General features: G+C 46.4%; 25 protein-coding genes. 1 reads left to right on the top strand and 24 read right to left on the bottom strand.

Translation table 11 applies throughout. The features are described 5' to 3' along the window. Positions 1–125 precede the first annotated feature (125 nt). On the bottom strand, positions 126–314 hold the full coding sequence (thmT, locus tag CES81_RS03995; RefSeq protein WP_089087769.1) for a 2-hydroxymuconate tautomerase: 189 nt from the start codon (positions 312–314) through the stop codon (positions 126–128). Positions 315–374: 60 nt separating this feature from the next. Further along, positions 375–1277, bottom strand: a complete 903-nt coding sequence (locus CES81_RS03990) for a YitT family protein (protein ID WP_225356343.1) — start codon at positions 1275–1277, stop codon at positions 375–377. A gap of 172 nt (positions 1278–1449) precedes the next feature. On the opposite strand from CES81_RS03990, the gene CES81_RS03985 reads away from it, so the two are divergent. Then, positions 1450–2871 (top strand): C69 family dipeptidase, encoded by a 1422-nt coding sequence (locus CES81_RS03985; protein ID WP_089120797.1) that lies wholly within the window; start codon positions 1450–1452, stop codon positions 2869–2871. 138 nt (positions 2872–3009) lie between these two features. On the opposite strand, the gene rplS is transcribed toward CES81_RS03985, so the two are convergent. The 22 genes from rplS to CES81_RS03875 form a co-directional block, all read right to left on the bottom strand. Then, positions 3010–3372, bottom strand: coding sequence for a 50S ribosomal protein L19 (gene rplS, locus CES81_RS03980; protein ID WP_089087742.1), 363 nt, complete (start codon positions 3370–3372; stop codon positions 3010–3012). 122 nt (positions 3373–3494) lie between these two features. After that, a complete protein-coding gene (gene trmD / locus CES81_RS03975; RefSeq protein ID WP_089120796.1) occupies positions 3495–4250 on the bottom strand; it encodes a tRNA (guanosine(37)-N1)-methyltransferase TrmD in 756 nt (251 codons plus the stop codon). Beyond that, positions 4250–4771 carry a ribosome maturation factor RimM gene (gene rimM, locus CES81_RS03970; RefSeq protein WP_089120795.1) on the bottom strand — a complete coding sequence of 174 codons (522 nt, stop codon included), beginning with the start codon at positions 4769–4771 and terminating at the stop codon, positions 4250–4252. Before rimM ends, trmD begins: the two co-directional genes overlap by 1 nt. A 64-nt stretch (positions 4772–4835) precedes the next feature. Then, the gene (locus tag CES81_RS03965; protein WP_089109470.1) at positions 4836–5093 is read right to left on the bottom strand and encodes a KH domain-containing protein; all 258 of its coding nucleotides are present in this window, start codon (positions 5091–5093) and stop codon (positions 4836–4838) included. A gap of 9 nt (positions 5094–5102) precedes the next feature. Then, positions 5103–5378, bottom strand: coding sequence for a 30S ribosomal protein S16 (gene rpsP / locus CES81_RS03960; protein ID WP_089087738.1), 276 nt, complete (start codon positions 5376–5378; stop codon positions 5103–5105). 144 nt (positions 5379–5522) lie between these two features. After that, complete coding sequence (locus tag CES81_RS03955) at positions 5523–5810, bottom strand: hypothetical protein (RefSeq protein ID WP_089120794.1); 288 nt, start codon at positions 5808–5810, stop codon at positions 5523–5525. 5 nt (positions 5811–5815) lie between these two features. Then, entirely contained in the window at positions 5816–7066 is a 1251-nt protein-coding gene (locus CES81_RS03950) for a vWA domain-containing protein (protein ID WP_089120793.1), read from the bottom strand. Positions 7067–7082: 16 nt separating this feature from the next. Continuing rightward, complete coding sequence (locus tag CES81_RS03945) at positions 7083–8240, bottom strand: ATP-binding protein (protein WP_089120792.1); 1158 nt, start codon at positions 8238–8240, stop codon at positions 7083–7085. Between the two features lie 69 nt (positions 8241–8309). Next, entirely contained in the window at positions 8310–9758 is a 1449-nt protein-coding gene (gene ffh, locus CES81_RS03940; protein ID WP_089120791.1) for a signal recognition particle protein, read from the bottom strand. Between the two features lie 18 nt (positions 9759–9776). Beyond that, positions 9777–10118, bottom strand: a complete 342-nt coding sequence (locus tag CES81_RS03935; RefSeq protein ID WP_089087733.1) for a putative DNA-binding protein — start codon at positions 10116–10118, stop codon at positions 9777–9779. Between the two features lie 331 nt (positions 10119–10449). Then, positions 10450–11820 (bottom strand): signal recognition particle-docking protein FtsY, encoded by a 1371-nt coding sequence (gene ftsY, locus CES81_RS03930; protein ID WP_089120790.1) that lies wholly within the window; start codon positions 11818–11820, stop codon positions 10450–10452. A gap of 27 nt (positions 11821–11847) precedes the next feature. Continuing rightward, positions 11848–15399 carry a chromosome segregation protein SMC gene (smc, locus tag CES81_RS03925; protein WP_089120789.1) on the bottom strand — a complete coding sequence of 1184 codons (3552 nt, stop codon included), beginning with the start codon at positions 15397–15399 and terminating at the stop codon, positions 11848–11850. A 24-nt stretch (positions 15400–15423) separates the two neighbouring features. Further along, positions 15424–16125 (bottom strand): ribonuclease III, encoded by a 702-nt coding sequence (gene rnc, locus CES81_RS03920; RefSeq protein ID WP_089087767.1) that lies wholly within the window; start codon positions 16123–16125, stop codon positions 15424–15426. 114 nt (positions 16126–16239) lie between these two features. After that, entirely contained in the window at positions 16240–16485 is a 246-nt protein-coding gene (acpP, locus tag CES81_RS03915) for an acyl carrier protein (RefSeq protein ID WP_089120788.1), read from the bottom strand. Between the two features lie 71 nt (positions 16486–16556). After that, positions 16557–17594 carry a phosphate acyltransferase PlsX gene (gene plsX, locus CES81_RS03910; RefSeq protein WP_089120787.1) on the bottom strand — a complete coding sequence of 346 codons (1038 nt, stop codon included), beginning with the start codon at positions 17592–17594 and terminating at the stop codon, positions 16557–16559. Positions 17595–17609: 15 nt separating this feature from the next. Further along, positions 17610–19643 carry an ATP-dependent DNA helicase RecG gene (gene recG / locus CES81_RS03905; RefSeq protein ID WP_089120786.1) on the bottom strand — a complete coding sequence of 678 codons (2034 nt, stop codon included), beginning with the start codon at positions 19641–19643 and terminating at the stop codon, positions 17610–17612. 623 nt (positions 19644–20266) lie between these two features. Further along, positions 20267–20596, bottom strand: a complete 330-nt coding sequence (locus CES81_RS03900) for a hypothetical protein (RefSeq protein WP_089120785.1) — start codon at positions 20594–20596, stop codon at positions 20267–20269. A gap of 175 nt (positions 20597–20771) precedes the next feature. Continuing rightward, complete coding sequence (locus CES81_RS03895) at positions 20772–21848, bottom strand: GH25 family lysozyme (RefSeq protein ID WP_089120784.1); 1077 nt, start codon at positions 21846–21848, stop codon at positions 20772–20774. Further along, positions 21841–22416 carry a phage holin, LLH family gene (locus CES81_RS03890; protein WP_089120783.1) on the bottom strand — a complete coding sequence of 192 codons (576 nt, stop codon included), beginning with the start codon at positions 22414–22416 and terminating at the stop codon, positions 21841–21843. The genes CES81_RS03895 and CES81_RS03890 overlap by 8 nt, the downstream gene beginning before the upstream one ends. An 11-nt stretch (positions 22417–22427) precedes the next feature. Beyond that, complete coding sequence (locus tag CES81_RS03885) at positions 22428–22727, bottom strand: hypothetical protein (protein WP_089120782.1); 300 nt, start codon at positions 22725–22727, stop codon at positions 22428–22430. A 1-nt stretch (position 22728) separates the two neighbouring features. After that, a complete protein-coding gene (locus CES81_RS03880) occupies positions 22729–22989 on the bottom strand; it encodes a hypothetical protein (RefSeq protein ID WP_145993327.1) in 261 nt (86 codons plus the stop codon). Next, positions 22986–23366 carry a hypothetical protein gene (locus tag CES81_RS03875; RefSeq protein WP_145993326.1) on the bottom strand — a complete coding sequence of 127 codons (381 nt, stop codon included), beginning with the start codon at positions 23364–23366 and terminating at the stop codon, positions 22986–22988. The genes CES81_RS03880 and CES81_RS03875 overlap by 4 nt, the downstream gene beginning before the upstream one ends. Positions 23367–23386 lie beyond the last annotated feature (20 nt).

The raw sequence follows: 23386 nt of genomic DNA, 5'->3' as shown, positions 1-23386 counted from the left end.
TACCGAAGAAGCAAAAATTAGCCAACTAAAAATCAATCATTAAGGAAACATTCACGTCAGTAATGTAATCGGTTTCACAAGTGCCACAAAAAAAGGGCAAACGTAAATGCGTTCACCCTCGACGATTACTTGTCGTCACTTTTAAGGACGCCGCCAACACTGTAACGGTCCTTTGCCATTTCGCTTAAAATAACGTGAACGTCTTGTGCAGGAGCACCAACATCTTTGGTTACGGCTTCAGTAACGTCTTTAGCTAAGTTTTTTAACTGTTCTTGTGAACGGCCTTCGATTAATTCAATGTGTACAATTGGCATTTTTAGTGCCTCCTTCTATAGAATAGGCAAATTATAACCCGTTTCCGTCTTTCACGCAAGTTACTGTGCTTCTTCCCGCTTCAATTTTAACTGTTCAGTCTCATCATAAAAGTTGCCCTCAATATCAACGGTACTGACCAGGTTGACAAATGAATTCCTGTCGACCGTTTGGACAACGTGTTCCAGTTCGTACAGTTCGTAACGGGAAATAACGACCATTAACATTGCTCCGGGACGGCGCTTATAAGCGCCCTGAGCTGGCAGGATCGTGACCCCGCGGATCAGCGTACCGTTCAGGTCATCAATCACTTCGTCCGGTTTAGTCGTCACAATAAAAGCCGTTAATTTTTGATGCCGGGTGTGGATAGCATCCACTACCCGGGACATGCCGTATAGCGAAATGACCGTATACATTGCGTTTTCCCAACCAACCAGTGTACCAGCCAGTATAACGATTACTAGGTTGATGGCGATCATCAAAGAACCGATCGTCTTACCCGTGGTCTTCTCAAGAATGACCGCAATAATATCTAAGCCACCCGTTGAAAAACCGTATTTTAGTGTGTAACCCACACCAGCACCCGTGAGGATACCACCGAATAACGCACTCAGCAGTGCATTATGGGATAGTGTCTGGACGGGTAAAACCACTGCTAATACGGAGGTAAAAAAGGAAGTTAGAAAACTATAGACCGTGAAGCCGCGTCCGATCTTCAACCAGCCTAGAATACCAATCGGAATGTTGAATAGCAGGATCAGCCAACCGGTGTTGATGTGAAACTGAAACCACTTTAATGCCAAAATTGATAAGATTTGGGAAATTCCGTTGATCCCAGCGCTGAAAATGTTGCCGGGGATCAAGAAAAAGTTTAGCGCAATTGCGTTGATCAGCGCTGCACCAATGATGACTGTACATTTAATCGCAAAGTCTTTACGGTCGATAATTGCCTGCATAGCCTGCATAGAAAATAACTTCCTTTCCAATAATTTGAGTCACGTTTTTTATTTAATCATATTTCAGCGTATTTGACTATCCTATCAAGACTATTTAATGATTTAAGGTGGCAACATCATAACATGTACGCACGTTTTCTATGATAGAATGCTCTTAGAAATTATTTTTGGAGGGATCTGCATGTCAGTTACACCTTATTCAGCTTGTACCAGTATTCTAATCGGAAAGTCGGCATCCGTTGACGGCTCAGTAATGATCGGCCGTAACGAGGATTCACGGCCAGCCTGGCCTAAACACTTTGTTGTTCACCCGGCAACTACGAACGGTCAAACCGGCTTTGAATCAACTGATAACGGCTTTAAAATGCCGCTGCCGAAAACCGCCTATAAATATACGGCAACCCCCGAATGGACCGCCAAGTACGGCCTGTTTGAAGAGGACGGCATCAATCAGTACGGCGTGGCAATGAGTGCCACTGAAAGTACCTACGCAAACGATCGGGTATTAGCTGCAGATCCTTTGGTCAAAGATGGCATTGGTGAAGAAGCCATGGTGACGGTGACCCTGCCATACGTGAAGACGGCCCGTGAAGGTGTTTCGCGCCTCGGGACAATCATCTCGCATTACGGTACTTCGGAATCCAACGGCATTTTATTTGCTGATCGTACGGAAGCCTGGTATTTTGAAACCGGTTCGGGCCATTACTGGGTTGCCCAGCGGATCCCCGATGACAGTTATGCCGTTGTTGCAAACCAGATGGCCATCCAAACGATTGACTTTGATGATCCGGCTAACTTTATGTGGCATCCCCACATTCAAGAATTTGTGCAGCAGCATTCGCTTAATCCGCAACGAACCGGGTTTAACTTTCGTGAGATCTTCGGGACGAATAATCAAATGGACGCTTACTATAATTTGCCGCGGGTCTGGTACGGTCAAAAAATGTTTAATCCCAGCACTCAGCAAGCGACGAATAGCCATGTGATGCCGTTTATTCGACAAGCTGAAAAATTATTGTCAGTTGAAGATGCTAAAGCCTTCCTGAGTTCCCACTTTCAGGAAACAACTTACGATCCGATTGGCAGCGGTAACCCCGTCGACCGAAAGCGGTTCCGTCCCGTTAGTCTCGCCACGAACCAGGAATCCCACGTTTTACAGCTGCGGCAGTACTCTCAGCCGGAGTTGTCGGGAATTCATTGGCTGGCAATGGGCGTAGCTGCTCAGAGCGTCTACGTTCCCTTCTACGCGGGAATTACCGAAACACCAGCTGACTACCAGCGCGGACTGGAAACATACAGCCCTGACAGTGCTTACTGGGTCTTTAAACAGGCTGGTGTACTGGTTGATCCGCATTACAATCAGTTTGGTGACCAGTTAAAGCAGACCCAAAAAGAACTCAACCAACAATTTGCCTGCTCGGTTTTACAAACTGATCAACAAGCCAAACGCTTAACTGGTATTGAACTAAGTACGCTGCTGACTCAGGAAAGCACCAAAAACGCAGAACTCGCGTTAAAAAAGTACCGGGAATTATCCGCTAAACTGATTACTCAAGCAACGGCTTTTTCACCGTTGCGGTACCATCAAGATATGAATTTGTAAAGTCAGGCCCACTACTCGCTTTAAGCGGTAAGTCGCTAAGTTTTGCTTACGGCTAATCGATTAGCACCATACAGGCACAAAAAAGCGTTCAGGTCAGCAGTTAGCTGACCTGAACGCTTTTTTAACGAAAACTGTCGACTACTTACGAGGACGACGAGCTTCTGGGATACGAGCTGCTTTACCGTGCAATGCACGAATGTAGTAAAGTTTAGCACGACGAACACGGCCGTAACGTACAACATCTACTTTAGCAACACGTGGTGAGTGAACGGGGAAAGTCCGTTCAACACCAACACCGTTGGAAATCTTACGAACAGTATACATTGATTGGATACCAGTACCGCGACGCTTGATCACGACACCTTCAAACAATTGGATACGTTCATGAGTTCCTTCAACAACCTTGGCGTGAACACGAATCGTGTCACCGGCACGGAAGTCAGGAATGTCAGTCCGTAATTGATCCTTGTTGATCTTTTCGATTAATTGGTTTTGTCGCATGTTGTTTCTCTCCTTCAATCAACATTCATTCTCGACCTCGACAGCGGAATGTTGTTAATGTGGCTAAACAGCCATTTACTAGAATATCATATCTACTTACTGGAGTAAAGGGCTATTTGGCACTACTGCTGATTATCTTCCAAATCAATTTTAATATCGCTTAGTTTACGTTTCTGATCACCGGTCAGCTGCAGCTGATCCAGCAGGTCCGGCCGTCTGAGCAGCGTCCGCTTCAGCGATTGAATCTCCCGCCACTCATCGATTTTTTGGTGGTTGCCGCTGATTAAAACGTCAGGCACCTTCATTCCACGAAAATCGGCGGGCCGTGTGTATTGCGGATACTCTAATAAACCGGTAGAAAACGAGTCGCCGGGCGCAGATTCTTCGTTACCAAGAACGCCAGGCAGTAACCGTGAAACGGCATCGATCATGACCATAGCGGGTAATTCTCCGCCAGTCAGCACGTAATCACCCATGGAAACTTCGTCGGTAACCAGACTTCTGATTCGCTCGTCATAACCTTCATAATGACCGCAAATAAACGTTAGGTGATCCTCATGAGCGAAATCCTCGGCGACTTTTTGGGTAAAGGGCACGCCAGCCGGATCCGTTAAAATGACCCGGCCCTTGTCATGACCTGATTCTTGCGCCTTTTTTTGGGTAGCCGCCATAGCGTCAAAAATTGGCTGTGCCTGAAGCAGCATTCCGGCGCCACCACCGAATGGATAGTCATCCACGTTACCATGCTTATCAGTGGAGTATTGGCGAAAATCAGTGACTTCTACTTCAAGCTCATCACGGTCAAGTGCTTTACCGACGATTGAATCGTGCAGCGGGCCAAACATTTCGGGAAATAAACTGAGGACATCGATTCGCATTACTCTAATCCCTCCATTAATTCCACTGTGACCTGTCCTGCTGACAAATCAATTTTTTTGACAACCTGGTCGATGACGGGCAGCAGCAGGTCATCTTTGCCAGGCCGATCCACGACCCAGACATCGTTTGCGCCAGGCGCCATGATTTCTTTGATGGTACCAAGCGTTTCGCCGTCAACCGTTACTACGTTGAGACCGATGATCTGGTGATAATAATACTGGCCGTCATCCAGATCGTCGTCGCTGAGGTTTTCCTCGGCAACCTTGAGGACCATCCCCTTGTACTTTAAAACATCGTTAATGTTGTCGTATCCATCCAGGGTGATCAGGATAAACCCCTTGTGCGGACGGGAACTTTTAATGGTGATCGTATCCACCGGCTTCGTATCCTGGTCGTTTTTAAAGAGCGCCAACCGACTGCCCTTCTTAAAGCGTTGTTCGGGAAAATCCGTGGTGGCAACGACGCGCAGTTCGCCACGAATTCCGTGGGTGTTCACAATGGTTCCAACTTTATAGTACATTTAGGCACCTGCCTTTCACTGAGTGATTTATCTACGGTAACAAAAAAGCCCCCGAGAACGAGTCTCATTTGGGAGCTTTAGACTCATCGTTAATGACAAGTCGCACACGCTTGGGATCATTGATCCGTACGCTATATACGATTGTGCGAATTGCAGAAGCAACATGCCCCCGCTTGCCAATTACACGACCCACATCGTCACCGGCAACCGTTAAGTGATACTCGTAAAACCGATCAGTTTCAACGCGTTCGATCTCAATGGCTTCAGGGTGTTCAACTAGGGGCGTTACAATCGTGGTAATTAATTTTTTAAAGTCAGTCATGACTGATCACTACTTTTTTGAAAACTTAGCTTCGTGATACTTCTTCATGATACCTGCTTGGGAAAGTAATGTCCGAACAGTATCTGAAGGTTGGGCACCGTTGTTTAACCAGTTCATGATACTTTCTTCATCAAGTTCAACTTGAGCTGGTTCAACAAGTGGGTTATAAGTCCCAACTTTTTCGATGAAACGACCGTCACGAGGACTCCGTGAGTTCGCAACAACGATACGGTAGAATGGGCGCTTCTTAGAACCCATTCGCTTTAAACGAATCTTTACTGACATGCATGACACCTCCTGTTAATTCTTTCAACGATAAATAATATACCAGTTATGAGAGAGGTTGTAAAGGTTTTTTTCTTTACACCTGAAAACAAAGTGGCTGTAAGCGTGATTAACTTTTTTTAAACCAATGGCTGTAAAAAAATGTCACTTAAAAGCCTGAAGTAAAAATTCCCGGCTGCCGGGTGCAAAATCGTCTTGATGCGTGTGAACAAATGCCATGACACTAGTGTAATTTTGGGTATCCGCAAATTGATTTTCTGACTGAATCGACTGCAGTGCCAACGCAAATTGCAGATCGTCCACGGTCATCAATTGCCGTGCCAGCGGATTTTGATCATTGATTGTCTGCCAGTCATCCTTCAAAATACTCAAGGCTCGCTTAAAAGGCCTATTTTGTTGAATCACGGCACGTAATTGCTGGGCTGTCAGCATAAAAGCTACTTCCTTTCACGAATCGCGGTAACCGTGCCCACGGGCTTTTTCACGGATAGATCATCTCGGGTAGTGGTTAATCCCCAGACCAAATTAGTCAAGCCATGAGTGGTCACCGTATCTTCACCATGTCCATCAGTTAAAATCAGTACTAATGCATTTAAATCATTAGCACCCTGTTCGGCCAGCCAATCAAAAATCGGCTGGTAGGCCGTCCCGCCGCCGGCAACTCGCTGAAACGCAACTTGATTGCTGTGAGAGACTGCCTGTTTTTGATCCTCATGTACAACGGCATCAAACGGAATTACCGTAATTTTATCACGATATCGCCTCAAAAGCTGCACAATTTGGGCGAGAATATTTTGAACTTCAGCATCCGTCATGGAGCCGGACTGATCGACAAATAAATAAAGCTGGCGTGTAGCAGCCCGCGTTTTACCAGGTAGGTCTAAGCGGTAAGGCTGCCGGCGGTTAAACCGGTTAAAAGCCGGCTCCTGTCGTTTTTGCGGTCCATTTAAGCCCACCATGACTAACTTGCGCCAGTCGAGTGCCAGTCTTGCGGGTCGCCGGTTTAATTGATGCTGCAGTCTGCTGGGCAAAATTCCCCGCTGCTTCGTTGGCGTTTCCTCCCACGAACTGGCAACGAGTTGGTTTAATTGCAATTTCGTTTCCTGCGTCAACTGCTGCCAGCCAAGATGGCTTTCTGGGGAATGTCCCAGTAACCGCTTGATCTGTTTTGCTTGGGTACCATCCTGGTCTTTTCGAAGGGCTGTTTTTAATGCTGTCAGGTATTCAGCTGAACCCAGGTCAGCTGACAGATGCAGGCCGAGTTTGAAATTAACGTGCTGCCGGGTAATCGCTTCCGGATACAATGGCCGGAGGTGTTCGTTAACAGTCATATCCGTTGCTAGCTGAACCAGTGGGTCGTTACCCTGATCCGCATACCGCTCTGGATGCTGCCAGGCTAAGTGACTCACAACATGCTGAACTAAGCTTAAAAGGTCATCATCAGACTTAACCGTGTCGCTTAACCGCTGGGGGTTGATCAGCAAAGCGGGTTTCTTAGCTGTTGTGAGTGCAATGGCAACGGGCAGCTGCAAGTTGGCATGCTTATCCAGCCGTAACAGCAGTTCGCCATAGAAACGCTGACTATTAAGCAAGTGACTGGTGAGTCGCTGAAACAGTAATTGCGTTTGCTGCTGCAGTTGCCGTTGATCCTGCAAATCAGCCAAGTTATCCAACTGCTCACGAAACATATACTAAGTCCCCCTCTCAGTTGACGTTGTTTTTTAATCCAATGGCCGTTAGCTGATCGTACAGCTGTTTGACTAACGGGGTTTCCTGAGCGGCCTGATAAAGCCGTTCTAATAGGTCAGGTACTTCTGTGAGCTTCAGGGCAACGGCAAACTGGGCGTCAACCGGCATTAAGTTCAGCAAAGTCGTAAAACGGCTCGCGTAGGTTCCATCCGTTAGTGGATAGGTATCGGTTTGCTGAATCAAGCTGTTCATGATGGATTGCTGCTGGTCGATACCGGCTTCGTTAAAAATTTGAGCCACTGCTGGCTTTAACGTGTCCCCAGCATAAATTTCCTGGGCGGTGAGTCCTGCCGTTTGCTGGCGGACAAATTGTTCAAAACTTTGACCCACGGTAACACCTAAATCACCCTGTAAAAGGTCCAGGCGCAATCGCTGCTGTTCATCAGCTGGCAGCTCACCTAGGGCTTGCAAGTTCGAAGAGACCCGTTCCCAGGCTCGTGGCGTCGGGTATAAATCATCGTCATGTTCTTTAGGTGCCAGCTGCTGCGGATTTTCTTCAATAAACCGTTGAACGCTGCCAATGATGTTGCCCTTGGATTTAGCCCACTGCAGCCAATCCGAAACGTCTGCTTGCATCACCAGACGTACCGTTCGGTCATTGATGGCAGCATCGCCGACGGTTACCCCGTAGTCACTGGTTTCAAAGCCCGCCATCGTGGCATCGGGGTTTTCAGCTAACACCATGTGAACCTGGTCCGGCAGCCGCAAACTGTTGATTTGGCGCTGTAACACCAGATTCATCAGCTCACTTTGAACCGCCTGGGTACCGCGGTTGAATTCATCAAGGAACCAAATAATCGGCTGCTGCGGGTGTGCTTGTGCCCACTGAATAATTTCAATGAGTGTGTGGGTATAGCCGAACTTAACGTCTGCTAATTCACCGTATGCCGAAGTTTTAACAAAGGCCTTCTCCGTCATTGGCGGTATTGGAATAGCCAAATCACCCTTTTCAGAGAGGCTTACCACCGTTGTAAATAGCTTGGCGTTCATCTTTTCCGCCACAGTTTGAACTAACGCTGACTTACCGATGCCAGCTTCGCCGACGATTGCCGGCACATTACCAGCCTTGAGTACCACCGGAATTGCCGTCACTAGTTCTTGAAATGATAACATTGATTCGCCCTCTTCCGTTTTTTCAAAAAAGAGTCCAGGGTTTTCACCCCCGACTCAGTAATTGACACGTTATTTCCGGCGCCGTCTTAGATTATTCCGGCGTTTCTTGTTTTTCTTAATTCGACGGGACATGGATTTCATTGCCATCTGCCCCATCTTGCCGCCAAGCGCATTCCCCATGCCGGCGTTGTTCATCATGCCCTGCATACCGGAGAAGTTTCCCTTGGAGACTTGATTCATCATTTTCTTCATTTGGTTAAACTGCTTGATCATCCGGTTAACTTCTTGAACTGGTCGGCCAGAACCACCAGCAATCCGGCGGCGGCGAGAAGGATTCAAAACGTCCGGATCCGTCCGTTCCTGCTCGGTCATCGAATAGATGATTGCTTTAATATGTTCCATATCCTTAGGATCCATTTGAGCGTTAGCCAATGCTGGGTTGTTGGCCATGCCAGGAATCATTTTCATGATCTGATCCATAGGGCCCATCTTTTGGATTTGCTGCATTTGACCCAAGAAGTCGTTGAAATCAAACGAATTCTCACGCATTTTTTCCGTTAACTCTTGCGCTTGCTTTTCGTCATACTCTTTTTGAGTCTTTTCGATCAGGGATAACATATCCCCCATGCCCAGAATCCGAGAAGCCATTCGGTCAGGATGGAAGACGTCCAAATCGGACATCTTTTCACCTTCACCAACGAACTTGATGGGTTTTCCTGTGACCGCGCGAATCGACAGAGCGGCACCACCACGGGTATCACCATCTAACTTAGTGAGGATCACACCGGTGACGTCCAGTTTATCGTTAAAGCCCTCAGCCGTTGCCACGGCGTTTTGACCAGTCATGGCATCAACGACCAGCATAATTTCATTCGGATTGGCCAACGCTTTGATGCGGGCCAGCTCGTCCATTAACTGTTCATCGATTTGCAAGCGACCAGCAGTATCAATAAAGACGTAATCGTTGTGGTCAGCTTCCGCTTTGGCAAGTCCCTGACGCACGATTTCAACGGGATCAGTATCCGTTCCCATTTCAAAAACGGGGACGTCGATCTGCTTACCAACGGTCACTAATTGATCGATCGCAGCCGGTCGATAAACATCGGCCGCAATCATCAGTGGACGCGCCTTTTCTTCGGTTTTAAGCCGGTTAGCTAATTTACCAACGGTGGTCGTCTTACCAGCACCTTGAAGACCAACCATCATAATAATGGTCGGAATCTTCGGTGCTTTGTTGAGCTGAACTGCCGTTTCACCCATGGTCTTGGTTAATTCTTCATCAACGATTTTAACAATTTGCTGAGCGGGGTTTAACCCTTCCAGCACTTTGGAGCCGACTGCCCGCTCACGAACGGTTTTAACGAAGTCTTTAACGACGTCAAAGTTAACATCGGCCTCTAGTAACGCGAGTCGAATCTCACGCATGGTATCGCGTAAATCAGATTCGGAAATTTTCCCTTTGCCACGAAGTTTCTTCATGGCGTTTTGTAAACGCTCGGTTAGTCCTTCAAATGCCATTTATTATGCACCTAACTTTCATTCTTCTTCAGCTGATTCTAATCGATTGACCAGCTGGTTAAGTTGTTGATCATTTGGATATTGTTTGGCAACGTAACCCTGGATTTCATCCGCCAATTGATTCCGCTTGGTGAATTCTTCTAGGAGATGCAGCTTTTTTTCATAGGTTTCAAGAATTTTCTCAGTCCGACGAATATTATCGTAGACCGCTTGTCGACTAACGTGGTAGTCTTCAGAAATTTCACCTAATGAAAAATCATCGCCGTAATAGAGTTGCATGTAGTCATTTTGTTTTTTGGTCAATAGCGGCTGATAAAAGGCAAACAGCGAATTGATCCGGTTGTTTTTTTCAATCTCCACGTTGTCACCCTCCTGCTTAACTCGCAAACGACTTGACCTAGCCTATCCATTATACCAAATCCTAACAATAGCGATAGGGTTTGCTCTATAAAAAGTCAAAGAGGCCGTGACTTGACTCGGTAGATTCCAGAATTTAACACCCAAAAGCGTTCTGCCGATGGTTTTGATCGGGAGGGCACTTTTGGGTGTTAAATGGCCGGAATCTGAGTTATGGAGCGGGTTAAGGCTATATGAAAGGAGGAAACAAAAGTAAATCCTACGTTGTGTTTTAGTTAAGGAATTAACTGGCATCCTTATCAATATAGACTTAAGTCACAGGCTCTCAATGCCATTATTCAACGTCGATCAAACCTTTGAATAAACCGTAAACAAATTCGCTTGGTTCGAACGGCCGTAAATCATCCACGTGTTCACCCAGGCCGACGTACTTGACTGGCAGATGCAGTTCGTTTCGAATCGCCAGAACGATCCCACCACGAGCCGTCCCGTCAAGCTTAGTCAGTACGATACCGGATACATCAGTGGCCTCCTTGAACATTTTAGCTTGATTCAAGGCGTTTTGACCGGTAGTTGCATCCAATACCAGGAGGACTTCGTGCGGTGCATCAGGAATCTCACGGGTAATGACCCGTTTCATCTTTGCTAATTCATTCATCAAGTTGGTCTTGTTCTGCAGCCGGCCAGCAGTGTCAACAAATAAAATATCGTAGTTTTCTGACTTGGCCTTCTTTAGCGCATCGTAAACTACGGCAGATGGATCACTTTTTTCTGGCTTTTTAACAATGTCTACACCATCACGTTCGGCCCAGACGTTAAGCTGTTCGATTGCGCCGGCACGGAACGTGTCAGCAGCAGCCAGCAGAACTTTTTTGCCCTGCTGTTTGAACAGATTGGCCATTTTGCCAATGGTGGTGGTTTTGCCCACCCCGTTGACCCCAACAAATAAAATAACGGTTGGTCCCTCTTTAGCAAAGGTCAACCCATTTTGCTCGTTGCTGCCAGCTTGATCATAGAGTTCAATGAGTTTTTCAACCACTACGTTTTGAACGTCCTTGGACTTCTTTACGTTTTTGAGCTTAACTTCCTCACGCAGCTCATCACTGATCTTCATGGCCATATCAAAACCAACGTCAGCGCCGATCAAGGTTTCTTCCAAGTCGTCAAAGAAGCCTTCATCAACGGAACGGAAGTTAGCCAGCAAATGATTTAAACGCTGGCCAAACGTCAACCGTGATTTTTCGAGGCCCTTATCGTACCGTTCTGCTTCCGTTGGTTCCGATTGCTCAGAATTCTCAGCGGTTACTGCATCAGGTTGCGGTTCTTGCTCAGTTACTGCTTGGGGCTGTTCATCAGTTGAGCTTGCGGTTGCTAAACTCTGCGGTTCAGCAGCCTGAGGGGCAGTTTCATCAGCGGTCTGACCCGTTTCAGAAGAGTCAGTATTTTGATCTTCAGTCTTTTCCGAAGGTGCAGCAGCTTTCTTATCCAGTTGCTCTGGTGTTGTGTCTGCCGTAGCCTTTGAAGAGTCGTTATTTGCGGTTGATACCGTTTCTGCTTGGGTTTGCGCTACCTTTGAATCAGAAGCCTCATCCGCTTTAGGGGCAGATTCATCCGTTTGCGTCGTCTCAGTGTCAGGCTGCTTCTCCGCAGTCTTTTCTGACTCGTCATTTTTAGCGCGTCGTTTGAAAAAATCAAATAGTCCCACAAAATCACATCCCTTATTTCATTATCTTTATCTGTTAGCTGGTGTCTTATCTAAATCTACTGAAACCATCTTTGAGACACCTGACTCCTGCATGGTGATGCCATACAGCCGATCAGCTTGCACCATTGTTTCCTTGCGGTGGGTGATAACAATAAACTGCGTGTCGCCCTCAAAATGATTTAGAAAACTGGCAAAACGTCCCGTATTAGCCGGATCCAGAGCAGCTTCGGCTTCATCCAGCACACAGAACGGTGCTGGGTGGACCTGCAGCACTGCAAATAGGAGGGTAATAGCAGTCAACGCCCGTTCACCACCAGATAATAATCGCATACTCTGAAGTCGTTTTCCAGGCGGTTCTGCCATAATCTCAATTCCAGTGGTCAGTAAATGGTCGGGATCCGTTAGAACTAACTTAGCCTGACCGCCGCCAAACATTTTAACGAAGGTCTCTTGAAACTTCTGGTTCAGCGTTTTAAACGTCGTGTCAAAACGTTCGATCACTTGCTGATCCATCTCGTTCATGGTTTCCAGCAAATTATCCTTTGACGCACTGAGATCTTCTTTTTGCTGAGTCAAAAAGTCATAACGTGATTTGACTCGGTCGTATTCGTCAATACTTGAAACGTTGACCTCGCCTAAATCGTCTAGTCCGCGTTTGAGCAGTTTCAGCTTTTCTCTGACTTGATCAATCGGTAAATCAACTTGGTTTTGTTTGGCAAACCCTAAGCTGACGTGGTACGTCTCCGACAAGGTGTTTTGACGCTGATCCAGCTGTGAACTCAGTTTTGAGCAGGCAACGTCCAATTTTTGAACGGTCAGCTGTTCGTTATTTAACGTTTCTGTCGCCAGTTGATTCGATCGTTCTAAGTCGGCTTGCTGATCATTAGCAGAGGCCAGATCCAAATTTAGCTGTTTCAAAGCATCCTGCAGCTGCTGTTCTTTTTCCCTAAGCTGTTTCAGCGTTAATTCGTGATCCTGGGTAGATTCTCCCGTTTCGGACTGCTCCGCGTTTAACGCATCGATACGCGCCTGCAGGTCCTTAATGTTATTTTCGAGGGTGGCAGCACGCTTAGCCTGTTGTCCCGCTTCTTTCTCCAACTGTTTGACCTGAACCGACTCAGTGGTCACCACTGCCCGCTGATCTTGGTACTGGGCACTAATTTTCGCCACCGATTCGCTGCGTTGGGCCTGTTGCTGTTTCAGTGCAGCCATTTGGGCCTTCAACGCCGTCAACTTTTTCTCCGCGTCTTCGGTCTCCTGCTGATTACGGCTCAACTGTGTCGCAAAATCCTCATCCTGCTGGTTGAGGCCCCATTGCGCTTGGTGCACCGCAATCTGTTTTTTGACGGAATTCACGTGATCAGTCAGCAGCTTAACCTGATTTTCAGTCTGCTGACGGGTCGCATTCAGCGTATTAAGCCGGCCTTGATAATCGGTTTGATGATCATTTTTCTGTGTTTCTTTCAGTTTCTTTAACTCGGCCTGCTTAGCATTAAGCTGACTGGTCATCTGCTTCACACTGGCTTGCAACTTGGTTAATTCTTGTTTTTGACTCAAAATACCGTGACGCTCGTGCTTATCTTTACCGCCAGACATTGCACCGCTGGTAGAAATGACTTCGCCGGCTAGCGTAATAATCCGGTATCGGTGATGGATCAAGTTGGCTAATGCGACGGCATGGTTAAGATCATCCGCAAAAATTAAATGACCTAACAGGTGAGCAGCCACCGGTCTTAACCGTCGATCAGTAACCCGCACTAAGTCAGCGGCAACCCCCAAGAAGCCGGGTGCCTGCTGGCATTTTGATAGCGTATCGTGATCAACCTGATTCAGTCTAATTTTATTCAACGGTAAAAAGGTACTGCGTCCCAACTGATTCTGGGTGAGATAACGGATGGCGGCCTTCCCAGCCGCTTCATCGGTAACAACTACGTGCTGCTGCTGGGCACCAATAGCTGCTTCAACAGCTTTGGTATACTCTTCTGGCACGTCTAACAGTTCTGCAACGGGACCAATAATCCCGGTCAGCTGATTTTTAGCTTTCAGGACGGCTTTGGTTCCTTGGTAAAACCCGGTGTAATTTTGGGCTAATTCTTGCAGGCTCTTCAGACGGGCCTTCGCCTGCTGACTGACTTCAAGCGCCGAAAGCCACTGGTTATTCAACTGATCAATTTGCTTTTGCCGCTGCTGGTGTTCGGTAGTTAATTGTTGGCAAGCTTGCCGTAACTTATCGTACTGCTGCTGCTGCGTCTGTAGCTTTTGCGTAGCCGTTTTTAACCTAGCAGTCTGTTCGGCAAGCTCCGATTGTAAATCATGCAACCGCTGATCCGCTTGCTGATTTTCGGAAGTTGCCCGTTGCTGATTTTTTTCTAAATACTGTTTTTGATTATGCAAAGTCGTCATGGCCTGCAGCTGATCAATGTAATCGCCCTGCAAACGGTCTTGTTCACCAGCTAATTTAGCTTCATCCAGGTCATCAAGCTGTTTTTTGAGCTGGCTTGCAGTACTGCGATCCCGTTTCAAAGCGGTTTTGAGTTTTTTTAACTGATCTTGCGTGCCTGTCAGCGTTTTTTGAGCCTGATTGAGGTTAGTTTGGGCTTCGTTAACACGAGTGGTTAGCTCACTTAACGTTTGTTTTTGGTGCTTTTGACGTTCAGAATCGACCGCTTGTGCACCGGCTACCTGCTGCTTACGAGACGTCACGTCTAGCAGGTGTTGGTTAGTATCATCCTTTTGGTTGGAGAGTGCCGCCGTCTTTTTTCGGGCGGCCGCCAATTCGGTTGAATGATTCGCCAACTGCTTTTTCGTATCAGCAACACGCGCTTGCTTTTCTTTCAGTTGCCCCTGCTGATCTTTTAACTGACTTTGTAACGTTTCAATTTCTAACACCAGTCTGGTTTGGTCTAATGTATCGAACTGCTTTTTTTGCGTGACGTATTCCTTGGCTAAACTGCTTTGCTGAGCCAGAGGTTCAATCTGACTACTGAGCTCTGTCATCAAGTCATTAACTCGGTCAAGGTACCCAGCGGTTTGATCCAACTCGCGTTTGGCTTTTTCTTTGCCGAGACGATACTTTGAAACACCAATGAGTTCTTCAACGATAAACCGACGTTCTTCCGGCTTGCTGTTAAAAATTGATTCAACCCGCCCTTGAGAAATCATCGAAAACGCGTTGTCACCGATCCCCGAATCCATAAATAAATTCAAAATATCCTTCAAACGGCAATCTTGGCCATTAAGCTGATAGCTGCTTTCACCATTTCGAAATAGTTTTCGGGTCACGTTAATTTCCGTGTAGTCGGACTTCAAATAGTGATCAGTATTGTCCAAAATCATCGTTACTCGAGCGCGGTTCAACGGCTTACGCTTTGAAGAACCGTTAAAAATAACGTCTGGCATCCGGCTGCCCCGCAGATTCTTGGCAGACTGTTCTCCAAGGACCCACCGAATAGCTTCACTAATATTGCTTTTGCCACTTCCGTTGGGGCCAACGATGCCGGTGACGCCGTCTTCAAATTCGATTTTGGTATCGTCCGCAAACGACTTGAAACCACTAATTTCTAGCGATTTTAGTTTCATGATTGCTCCCCACTTACTTCCAAATTAGGCCTGGTCCGGTTCCAGCTTAAGTAAAGCCTGCCTTGCAGCCCCTTGTTCCGCGTTTTTCTTGGAATGGCCAACGCCCACGCCAAGTTCTTTGCCGTCGATCTTAACGGCGACTTTGAAAGCCCGGTCATTGTCCGGCCCATTTTCGTCCAGTAATTCGTAATCAATGGCCACTGGACCGTTCTTCTGTGCGACTTCCTGTAATTCCGTTTTATGATCGAAAAACTCGTCAAAACGACCCTCATCAAGTTTTGGAAAAATAACCTGAGTAGCAAATTTTCTTACTGGTTCCACTCCTTGATCAAGGTATAAAGCGCCAATAAAGGATTCAAAAATATCGCAAAGTAATGAATCCCGTTCCCGAGCGTGCGCCTTCTCTTCACCCTTGCCGAGACGAATGTACTGGTCAAAGTGGCATTCCCGGGCAAAGCTGGCAAAACTTTCCTCGTTTACCATGGCCGCACGCAGTCGGGTCAAGCGTCCTTGTGGCATTTTGGTATAGCGTTTGTAGATATAATCCGAAACCACCAGCTGCATGACCGCGTCACCTAAAAACTCGATCCGTTCGTAAAACTTCAAGTTTTCATTTGGGTGTTCATTAACGTAAGAAGCCTGCGTGAACGCTTCGTCAAGTAAACTTTTATCCTTTATTACGATGTTAAAATTCTTTTTCAGTAAATCGTCTAATCCCTTTATCAAGATCAATAACGCTCCTTTTTGTTCAATTATAAAGCTATCAAGTTGCAAGGAAAAAGGCTGTGACAAAACAAATCGTTTTACCGCAACCTTTCCGTTTATTAATTGACACTGTTATTATTTGTCACCGTTAGCAGCAATGTAATCAACAGCTTCACCCACGGTGTTCAGCTTTTCGGCAACATCGTCCGAAATTTCGGCACCAAAGGTATCTTCAAGTTCCAAAATAAATTCCACAAAATCAATGGAATCTGCATCCAGGTCGAATTTAAAGTTCAAGTCCATGGTAATCGTATCACGCTTGACTTCGAACCGATCCGCAATGATGTCAGCAATTTTATTAAAAATTTCGTCTTTTGACATAATCTACCTCACCCTATTTAGTTCAACAATCAGTTTAGCACAATCCGTTTAGAAACGGTAGAACTAACCTGTTACTTCTGCATTTCGGCTTTAGCTGCCGCCATTTCTTCGCTATGTTCATCGAAGTAACTCACAACGTTATCAACGGAATGGTTTGCAAGCATGGTCTTGATCTGACCAATGGTATTAGCGATGGTCTCAGCCTTAGCGGAACCATGGGTCTTAATGACTGGTGCTTTTACACCCAGCAAAACCGCGCCGCCGTACTTCGAATAGTCCATTTGCGTCTGAATTTCTTTAAAAGTCGACTTGAGCATCAGCGCACCGAGTTTGCTCGAAACGCCGCCATTCATGATACCGTTCTTGATTAACTTCAGCATGGAAAGGGCGGTACCCTCTGTGTTCTTAAGCACCGCGTTACCAGTGAAACCGTCAGTAACGACGACATCGGCGACCCCGTTTAACAATTCACGGGATTCCACGTTACCAATGAAGTTCAGATCTTTGGCGTTGGCCAGATATTCGTGAACCGCCTTGTGAACCATATCACCCTTGTCAGCTTCGGTACCGTTGTTTAACAAGCCGATACGGGGATTCTTAACACCCATGACGGTTTGTGCGTAGTACTTGCCCAAAATACCATACTGGTACAAGTTAAACGGTTTGGAGTCTGCATTGGCACCGACGTCCAGCATCAGGAACTGATGCTGATCCGGATTATTTAAAACTGGCAGTGTGGTGGTTAACCCAGGGCGATCAATTCCCTTGATCCGACCAATGATCAATAAGCCGGCTGCTAGTAAAGCACCGGAATTACCGGCGGAGAAGAAGGCATCATCTTGGCCGTCACGGACTGCTTGGGCAGCCAGTACAATACTGGACTGCTTCTTTCGCCGAATAGCGCGAACTGGTTCGTCCTCCATCGTAATGACTTCATCGGCTTGGACTAGGGTAATACGGTCCGCGTTGGTTAGCAGCGGCTTAACCTTATCCGTTTGGCCGTACAAGTCAAATTCAATTTCCGGATAGCGGTCACGAGCCAGTTCAACTCCCGCAACAACTTCTTTAGGGGCGTAGTCGCCACCCATTGCATCAACAGCGATTCTCAATTGTGTCATCCTCTCTTAATCAAACATATAAGCGTGTTCTTCGGCTTGTTTCAAATACTTGACCAGGGCCGCGTTTTCAGGCTGCTTTTGCCATTCAGGCGTACTGGTCAGCTTTTTAGCTTCATCCTGCGCAACACTCAGCATGGTCAGGTCAGCCACGGGATCACCGACTTTGAAGTCAGGCAGTCCCGACTGCTTCTTCCCCAGCACATCACCGGAGCCGCGCAGCTCTAAATCTTTTTGTGAAACCACAAAACCATCATTAGTTTCCGTCATTACGCGCATCCGGTCAACCCCATTTTTATTTTTGGGATCGGCGACCAAGATACAGTACGACTGCTGATCAGACCGGCCAACTCGGCCCCTTAGCTGATGGAGCTGAGCCAGGCCAAAATGGTCGGCATCATAAATCAGCATCACGGTGGCGTTCTTGACGTCCACTCCGACCTCAATGACGGTAGTGGCTACCAAAACCTGGTAGGCGTTTTTCTTAAATGCCTGCATCACTTCGTCTTTCTCATCGTTCTTCATTCGTCCGTGCAGTAGGCCGACTTGGTAATGATGCGGTGAGAAGTAGGCTGAAAACCGTTCGTAAATTGCTTGCGCGTTTTTCATATCCACCGCTTCAGACTCTTCGATCAATGGCGTGACCACGTATGCTTGATGGCCCGCTGCCAGCTCCCGTAAAACAAACTGGATCGCCGAATCAATCTGCGCATTTTTGATCCACCGGGTAGTGACCGGCTTGCGGCCAGCTGGCAGTTCATCAATCACGGAAATATCCATTTCGCCATAGCTGGTAATGGCTAACGTCCTCGGAATCGGCGTAGCAGTCATTGCTAACACATCGGGATTGTCCCCCTTCTGCCGCAGAGCTTGCCGTTGAGCCACACCAAAACGGTGCTGCTCATCTATAACAACCAGACCCAGGTGGTGGTAATCCACCCCGTCTTGAATCAGAGCGTGCGTACCAATGATCAGGTTGATCTCGCCAGAAGCCAGGCGTGGCAGAATTTCTTTTCGAACAGCTGGTTTTGTGGAACCGGTCAGCAACACGATATTCACCGGTAGCCCTTCAAAAAGCGCCTGTAAGTTGTTGGCATGCTGTTCTGCCAGGATTTCTGTCGGTGCCATCAGAGCCGCTTGATAGCCTCCCGTAATGGCAGCGTACATACAAATCGCAGCCACCACCGTTTTACCACTGCCAACATCGCCTTGCAGCAGCCGGTTCATGTGGATTGGCCGCTTCATATCGGCGCAGATTTCATTAACCACCCGCTTTTGGGCATCAGTTAATTCATAAGGCAGCGTCTGAACAAAGTGCTGCAGCCGTTTCTTATCGTACGCCATGGCAATCCCGGCTTGCGTCTGGTCCTGCCGTTTAAGCATTTGCAGCTGCATTTGAAACCGGAAGAATTCTTCAAACTTGGCTGATCGACGAGCGGCCTTGGCGGCTTTCAAATCTTTTGGAAAATGCATGTCATGTATCATTTGGGCGCGGTCGAGTAAGCGGTAATGCGTTTTAATGTTATTGGGGATCAAATCCACAATTTCGGGATGGTACTTATCCCAAGCGGCCACCACTAACTCCTGAATCGTCTTTTGACGAATCCCTTTATTTGACGGGTAGACCGAAGCCATCGGATCATTTTTACCGCTGCTCAGGATCTTTAACCCGTTTAACTGCTTACGGTTTGCATCGAAGCGGCCATACACCATGATCGGTGATTCGACCTCAATACTGTTTTTTAACCAGGGCTGGTTGAAAAACGTGACTGGAACAATATCTTGACCGATCAGCAGCCGAAAATTAAGTCGGCTTTTTTTACGGCCGAAGCGGCTTAAGGTTGGCGGGGCCGCAACGATTCCCTTCAAAGTAACCTGCTCTTGATCACCAATTTCATTAAGTGCCTTTACCCGTAGATCTTCATAACGAAAGGGATAGTAGGTCAGTAACGATTCAATCGTCGTAATTCCAAGATCAGCCAGTGCTGCCCTTCTCTTGGGGCCAACACCGGGTAATACTGTCACGGAATCTGATAACGCCACTTAACTCCCTCCTAACCGATACAATCGATAAACAAAGTGCCGGTTCAAATGAGACGCCACTTTAACTAAATGCTAATTACTTCTAATTACTTAGTGAATAAATTACTTAGTGAATAAAAAGCTATCTTGAATATTTTAACATAAATCGTTCTCAAATTTTACTCAAGCGCAACGTCGTACACTTTTGTGAAAGAGCCTTGACCATCATTTTTAAAAAGACGAATTCCCTCAAACTGAAGCGGACAATAAAATCGCAGCTGATTTGCAAAGCTGATAGTCCTTTTGAGCGATTCTGCTGAAGCCGGGTTTCAACTGTTGACCGAATAAAAGCGTTAATTAAAGATTTCAACAAACAAAGTGGTGAAACCCATAAAAGAGCTTCACCACTTTAATTTAATTTGATTTAATTACTTTAAATCATTTCCGAATCATTCGACACTAATAAAGGGATTGGACTTAAAACCCTTTAATAATGCGGTGTTTCAATATTGGGTGTCACCTAGGTGTCACCATCGGCATTTTTGGGCTCTTGTTAATGAAAATTAGAACCCCTTTTGGTGCTTTCTCATATTTAAATTATAACACAATAAAAGAAGCCCCCATTGGTTATTTGGGGGCTAATATCATACATTCATTTTGTATTCGTTTTTTAGCGCATCCGCAATCTCATTTGCCTGATCCCCATTCCATATATCAAGGATAGTTGTTCGCATAATCAGTACTTCGTCAGCAATGATTGGAATCCGATCTTCCCGAACTTTATCAATGGGTAGACTTTCATAGACCCAACTTGGTATTGATGTTACCTGTAATTCTAGAATAGTTTGTATGTCATTGATATTTTCCCGATTTCCTGCTGTAATCTTAATCTCAAACAAAGGTATTTGTGACTGCTTTTTACTCTGCTCGGCTAAATCCCAATAATAGGTAGTGATGGTCATAAAATAGATCATTTAAATATCCTTTCCTGGTGTCAGTGACTGGAACCCTGTGAGTATATCAGGTGCTCTTCTTATCTCCAAACAATAACTACTATAAATTACTGAGTTAAGTTTTTAATAAATGCAAAAAAGCCTCCCAACCGCAAAGGTCAGGAGGCTTTTATCGAGATTTCTTATTTTTATTGTGCTACTTTACAAAATTGTTGATCAACTTGTTGCCACTGATATACGTTCCGTCAGATAACTGTAGCCGTGTGACACTACCGACCTTGACAACTTTGGCAACGTCAAAAAGTGTACCTGCACGGAAGCTGGCTACAAGATGCTTCTTATCGAATTTTTTACTCTTGTACTTGTTGGTTCCGTGGACTGATTTAACTCGTTTAACAGCACCTTTCGAGGTCGTGTAATAAAGATTGTTGATCCAGGCGCGGTTGGCTGTGACAAATAGACCATTGGTCAGCTGGAAGACAGCATACTTTGTTGATTTCGATTTGATCAGTTGCTTAACATGCAGCTTCGTGTACGGCTTGTAATACTTGACGATACCTTTGCCATGTCCAACCTCAGCTTTAGTTCGGTAAGCTGCCACCGTAAATCGTGGATAGATCCAGGCTGGATTCCAGTCAAAGTATTCATGCTTGTTTTTCGGCTTGGCGCTCGTAGCTCCTTTAGTGTAGAAGTCTGAGTACGCGACCGACACATCAAAACGTGATGAACTGCCAGTAAAGTGAGCGCCAGAAGTCCATTGCCAAGCGTTGTATGAGCTGTATAGTTTCATACCACTTGGATGATATGGGTAGTTGGCAATCCAGCCAGCACGCCCACTGTTGTTGATGGACACTGAGTTAGTCCAGCCCCCCATCGTATAAAGGTCATAGCGGTAACCGGCGGCCTTAATGATTTTAGCAAAGGCACGAGTTGTCGCACCGTTCTCTGTCCAGCCACGGTTGTAGCTTTCAAAGTCACAAACCAGCACAGCACCCTTAGGTACACGGGCAGCTCTAGCACATTTAACTGCATAATAGGCTTCTGATTTAGCACCAGAAACAGTTGTAAAACGGGCAAAATGATAGCCGTGGATCTTTAGCCCCATTGACTTAGCACGGGATAAGTTGCCTTTAGCTGTAGGGTCATAGTAGTAAGTGTCTTCACTGACCTTGCTGATGATGGCTTTAACACCCTTACAACGCATAGCACGAAAGGTAGTCGTGCTAATATACCCGTTATTGTTTGATATATCGACAATATCATATCTAGGCATTAGGTTCACTTCCTTGCAGCTCAGTCAACTTAGCCTGTGCCTTTTCAATGGCTGCCTGCAGATTTTCAATTTCAGCCTGCTTAGTGCCATAACCAGTTGGCTCAGTTGCTTGACCGGCTTCTGCAACGGGAACAACAGCATTCTGAATTGTTGCAGCGTCTACCTTGGTTGCTGAAACACTATCAGCATTAGCAGCACCCTCATCGATCACAGCCTGCTTAGCTTGAGCCTTAGTATTTAATGAAGTGAAATACTGATAGGCTTTCTCAATTGCGAAGTCAATATCCTTGGTATCAATAGACTTGATACCCTTTTTTGCCAGCTGTGTTTGGATAGTCTGCAATGCTTGATCATGTTTAACCCCAGTTGGCAGATCGTACTGCGTAGCCAGCTTAGCAACCGCCCCCTCAGCTAACTTGTCGAGTGTGCTGTAGGCATTGGCAGTATTAGTTGTCTTAGCTGATTTAAACAGCTGCTGGATCAGTGGGATGACTACGACTGTCAGAATGCCTATCAAAATAGTATCAAGTAATCCACTATCGCTTAAAACTTCAAATGCGTGTTGCATACTGACACCCCCTATTTAGCGTTTTTAACAGCATTGTTAATGTCAGACACAACTTGGTCAGTGGTTGGTGTCGGAGTTACCTTCGGCTTATCAGCAGACGGTGCAGCGACAGCTGGTGTAGTGTTGCTTGTAGTTGCAAGCTTAGCTGCAGCTGGTGTTGAAGCTTCACCAGCAACGTCAATGTCGTTGAAGAAATCGAGTTCAGCCTGCACACCTTCTTTAAGCTTGTCTGGCACATCATCAATTGATGCCTTGCCATTTAAAATCAGTGAAGCGAACAATACTTGTGTTGCGTTGTTTAATTTAGCCATATTAGTTATTCTCCTTATGTTTTTTTGCTCTCTCATCACGCAAAGCTTGGCGTACTGTGTCCAGTTCATCTTCCGTTTCCATACGCCGCTTGCGTTCTTCTTCAGCAACGTTCTTCCAATAATTCATCTCGGCGAAGCGCTCCTCACGGTCTGACTTGTGTTTCCCAAGCCGATAAGTGAGGTAGGCTGCGAGCGTCGCTGGGATGATAGCAATCAATGGATTGAGCTGTAAGATGATATGCCCCCATGCGGGACCCATCACTCACTGTCACTCCGGCTGGCCAAGATCATAATGACCGCAGTCAGCGCAGCGTTGCTGATCCACGGCATTTCGATACCGAGTACGACCCAGTGCATGAATTGGTATAAGGTCAGCACACACATGATGAAAGATGACGCAATCAATACAGCATGATCTAGTCGTACTGATTGATGTAAGTCAAACACCCAGAACAGCATGAGGATACCAATGAGTACAAAAAAGCCGCCAACGATGTCGTCATTGGCGACTCCATCAATGACTGGCGGCCACAGGAAGTATTGATCATGCGAAATGAGATGGATACCAAGTCCTAGCTCAGCCAGTCCGATTACTGTGTGAAATGGATTAGTTCTCATACAAGCTACAAATCTACGCACTCTGCTCACCGTCCTTTCTA

It is taken from the genome of Secundilactobacillus pentosiphilus (assembly GCF_002217985.1).
Lineage (GTDB): Bacteria > Bacillota > Bacilli > Lactobacillales > Lactobacillaceae > Secundilactobacillus > Secundilactobacillus pentosiphilus.
Note: the sequence above shows the minus strand (reverse complement) of the source record. Positions and strands in the feature narration are given on the sequence as shown.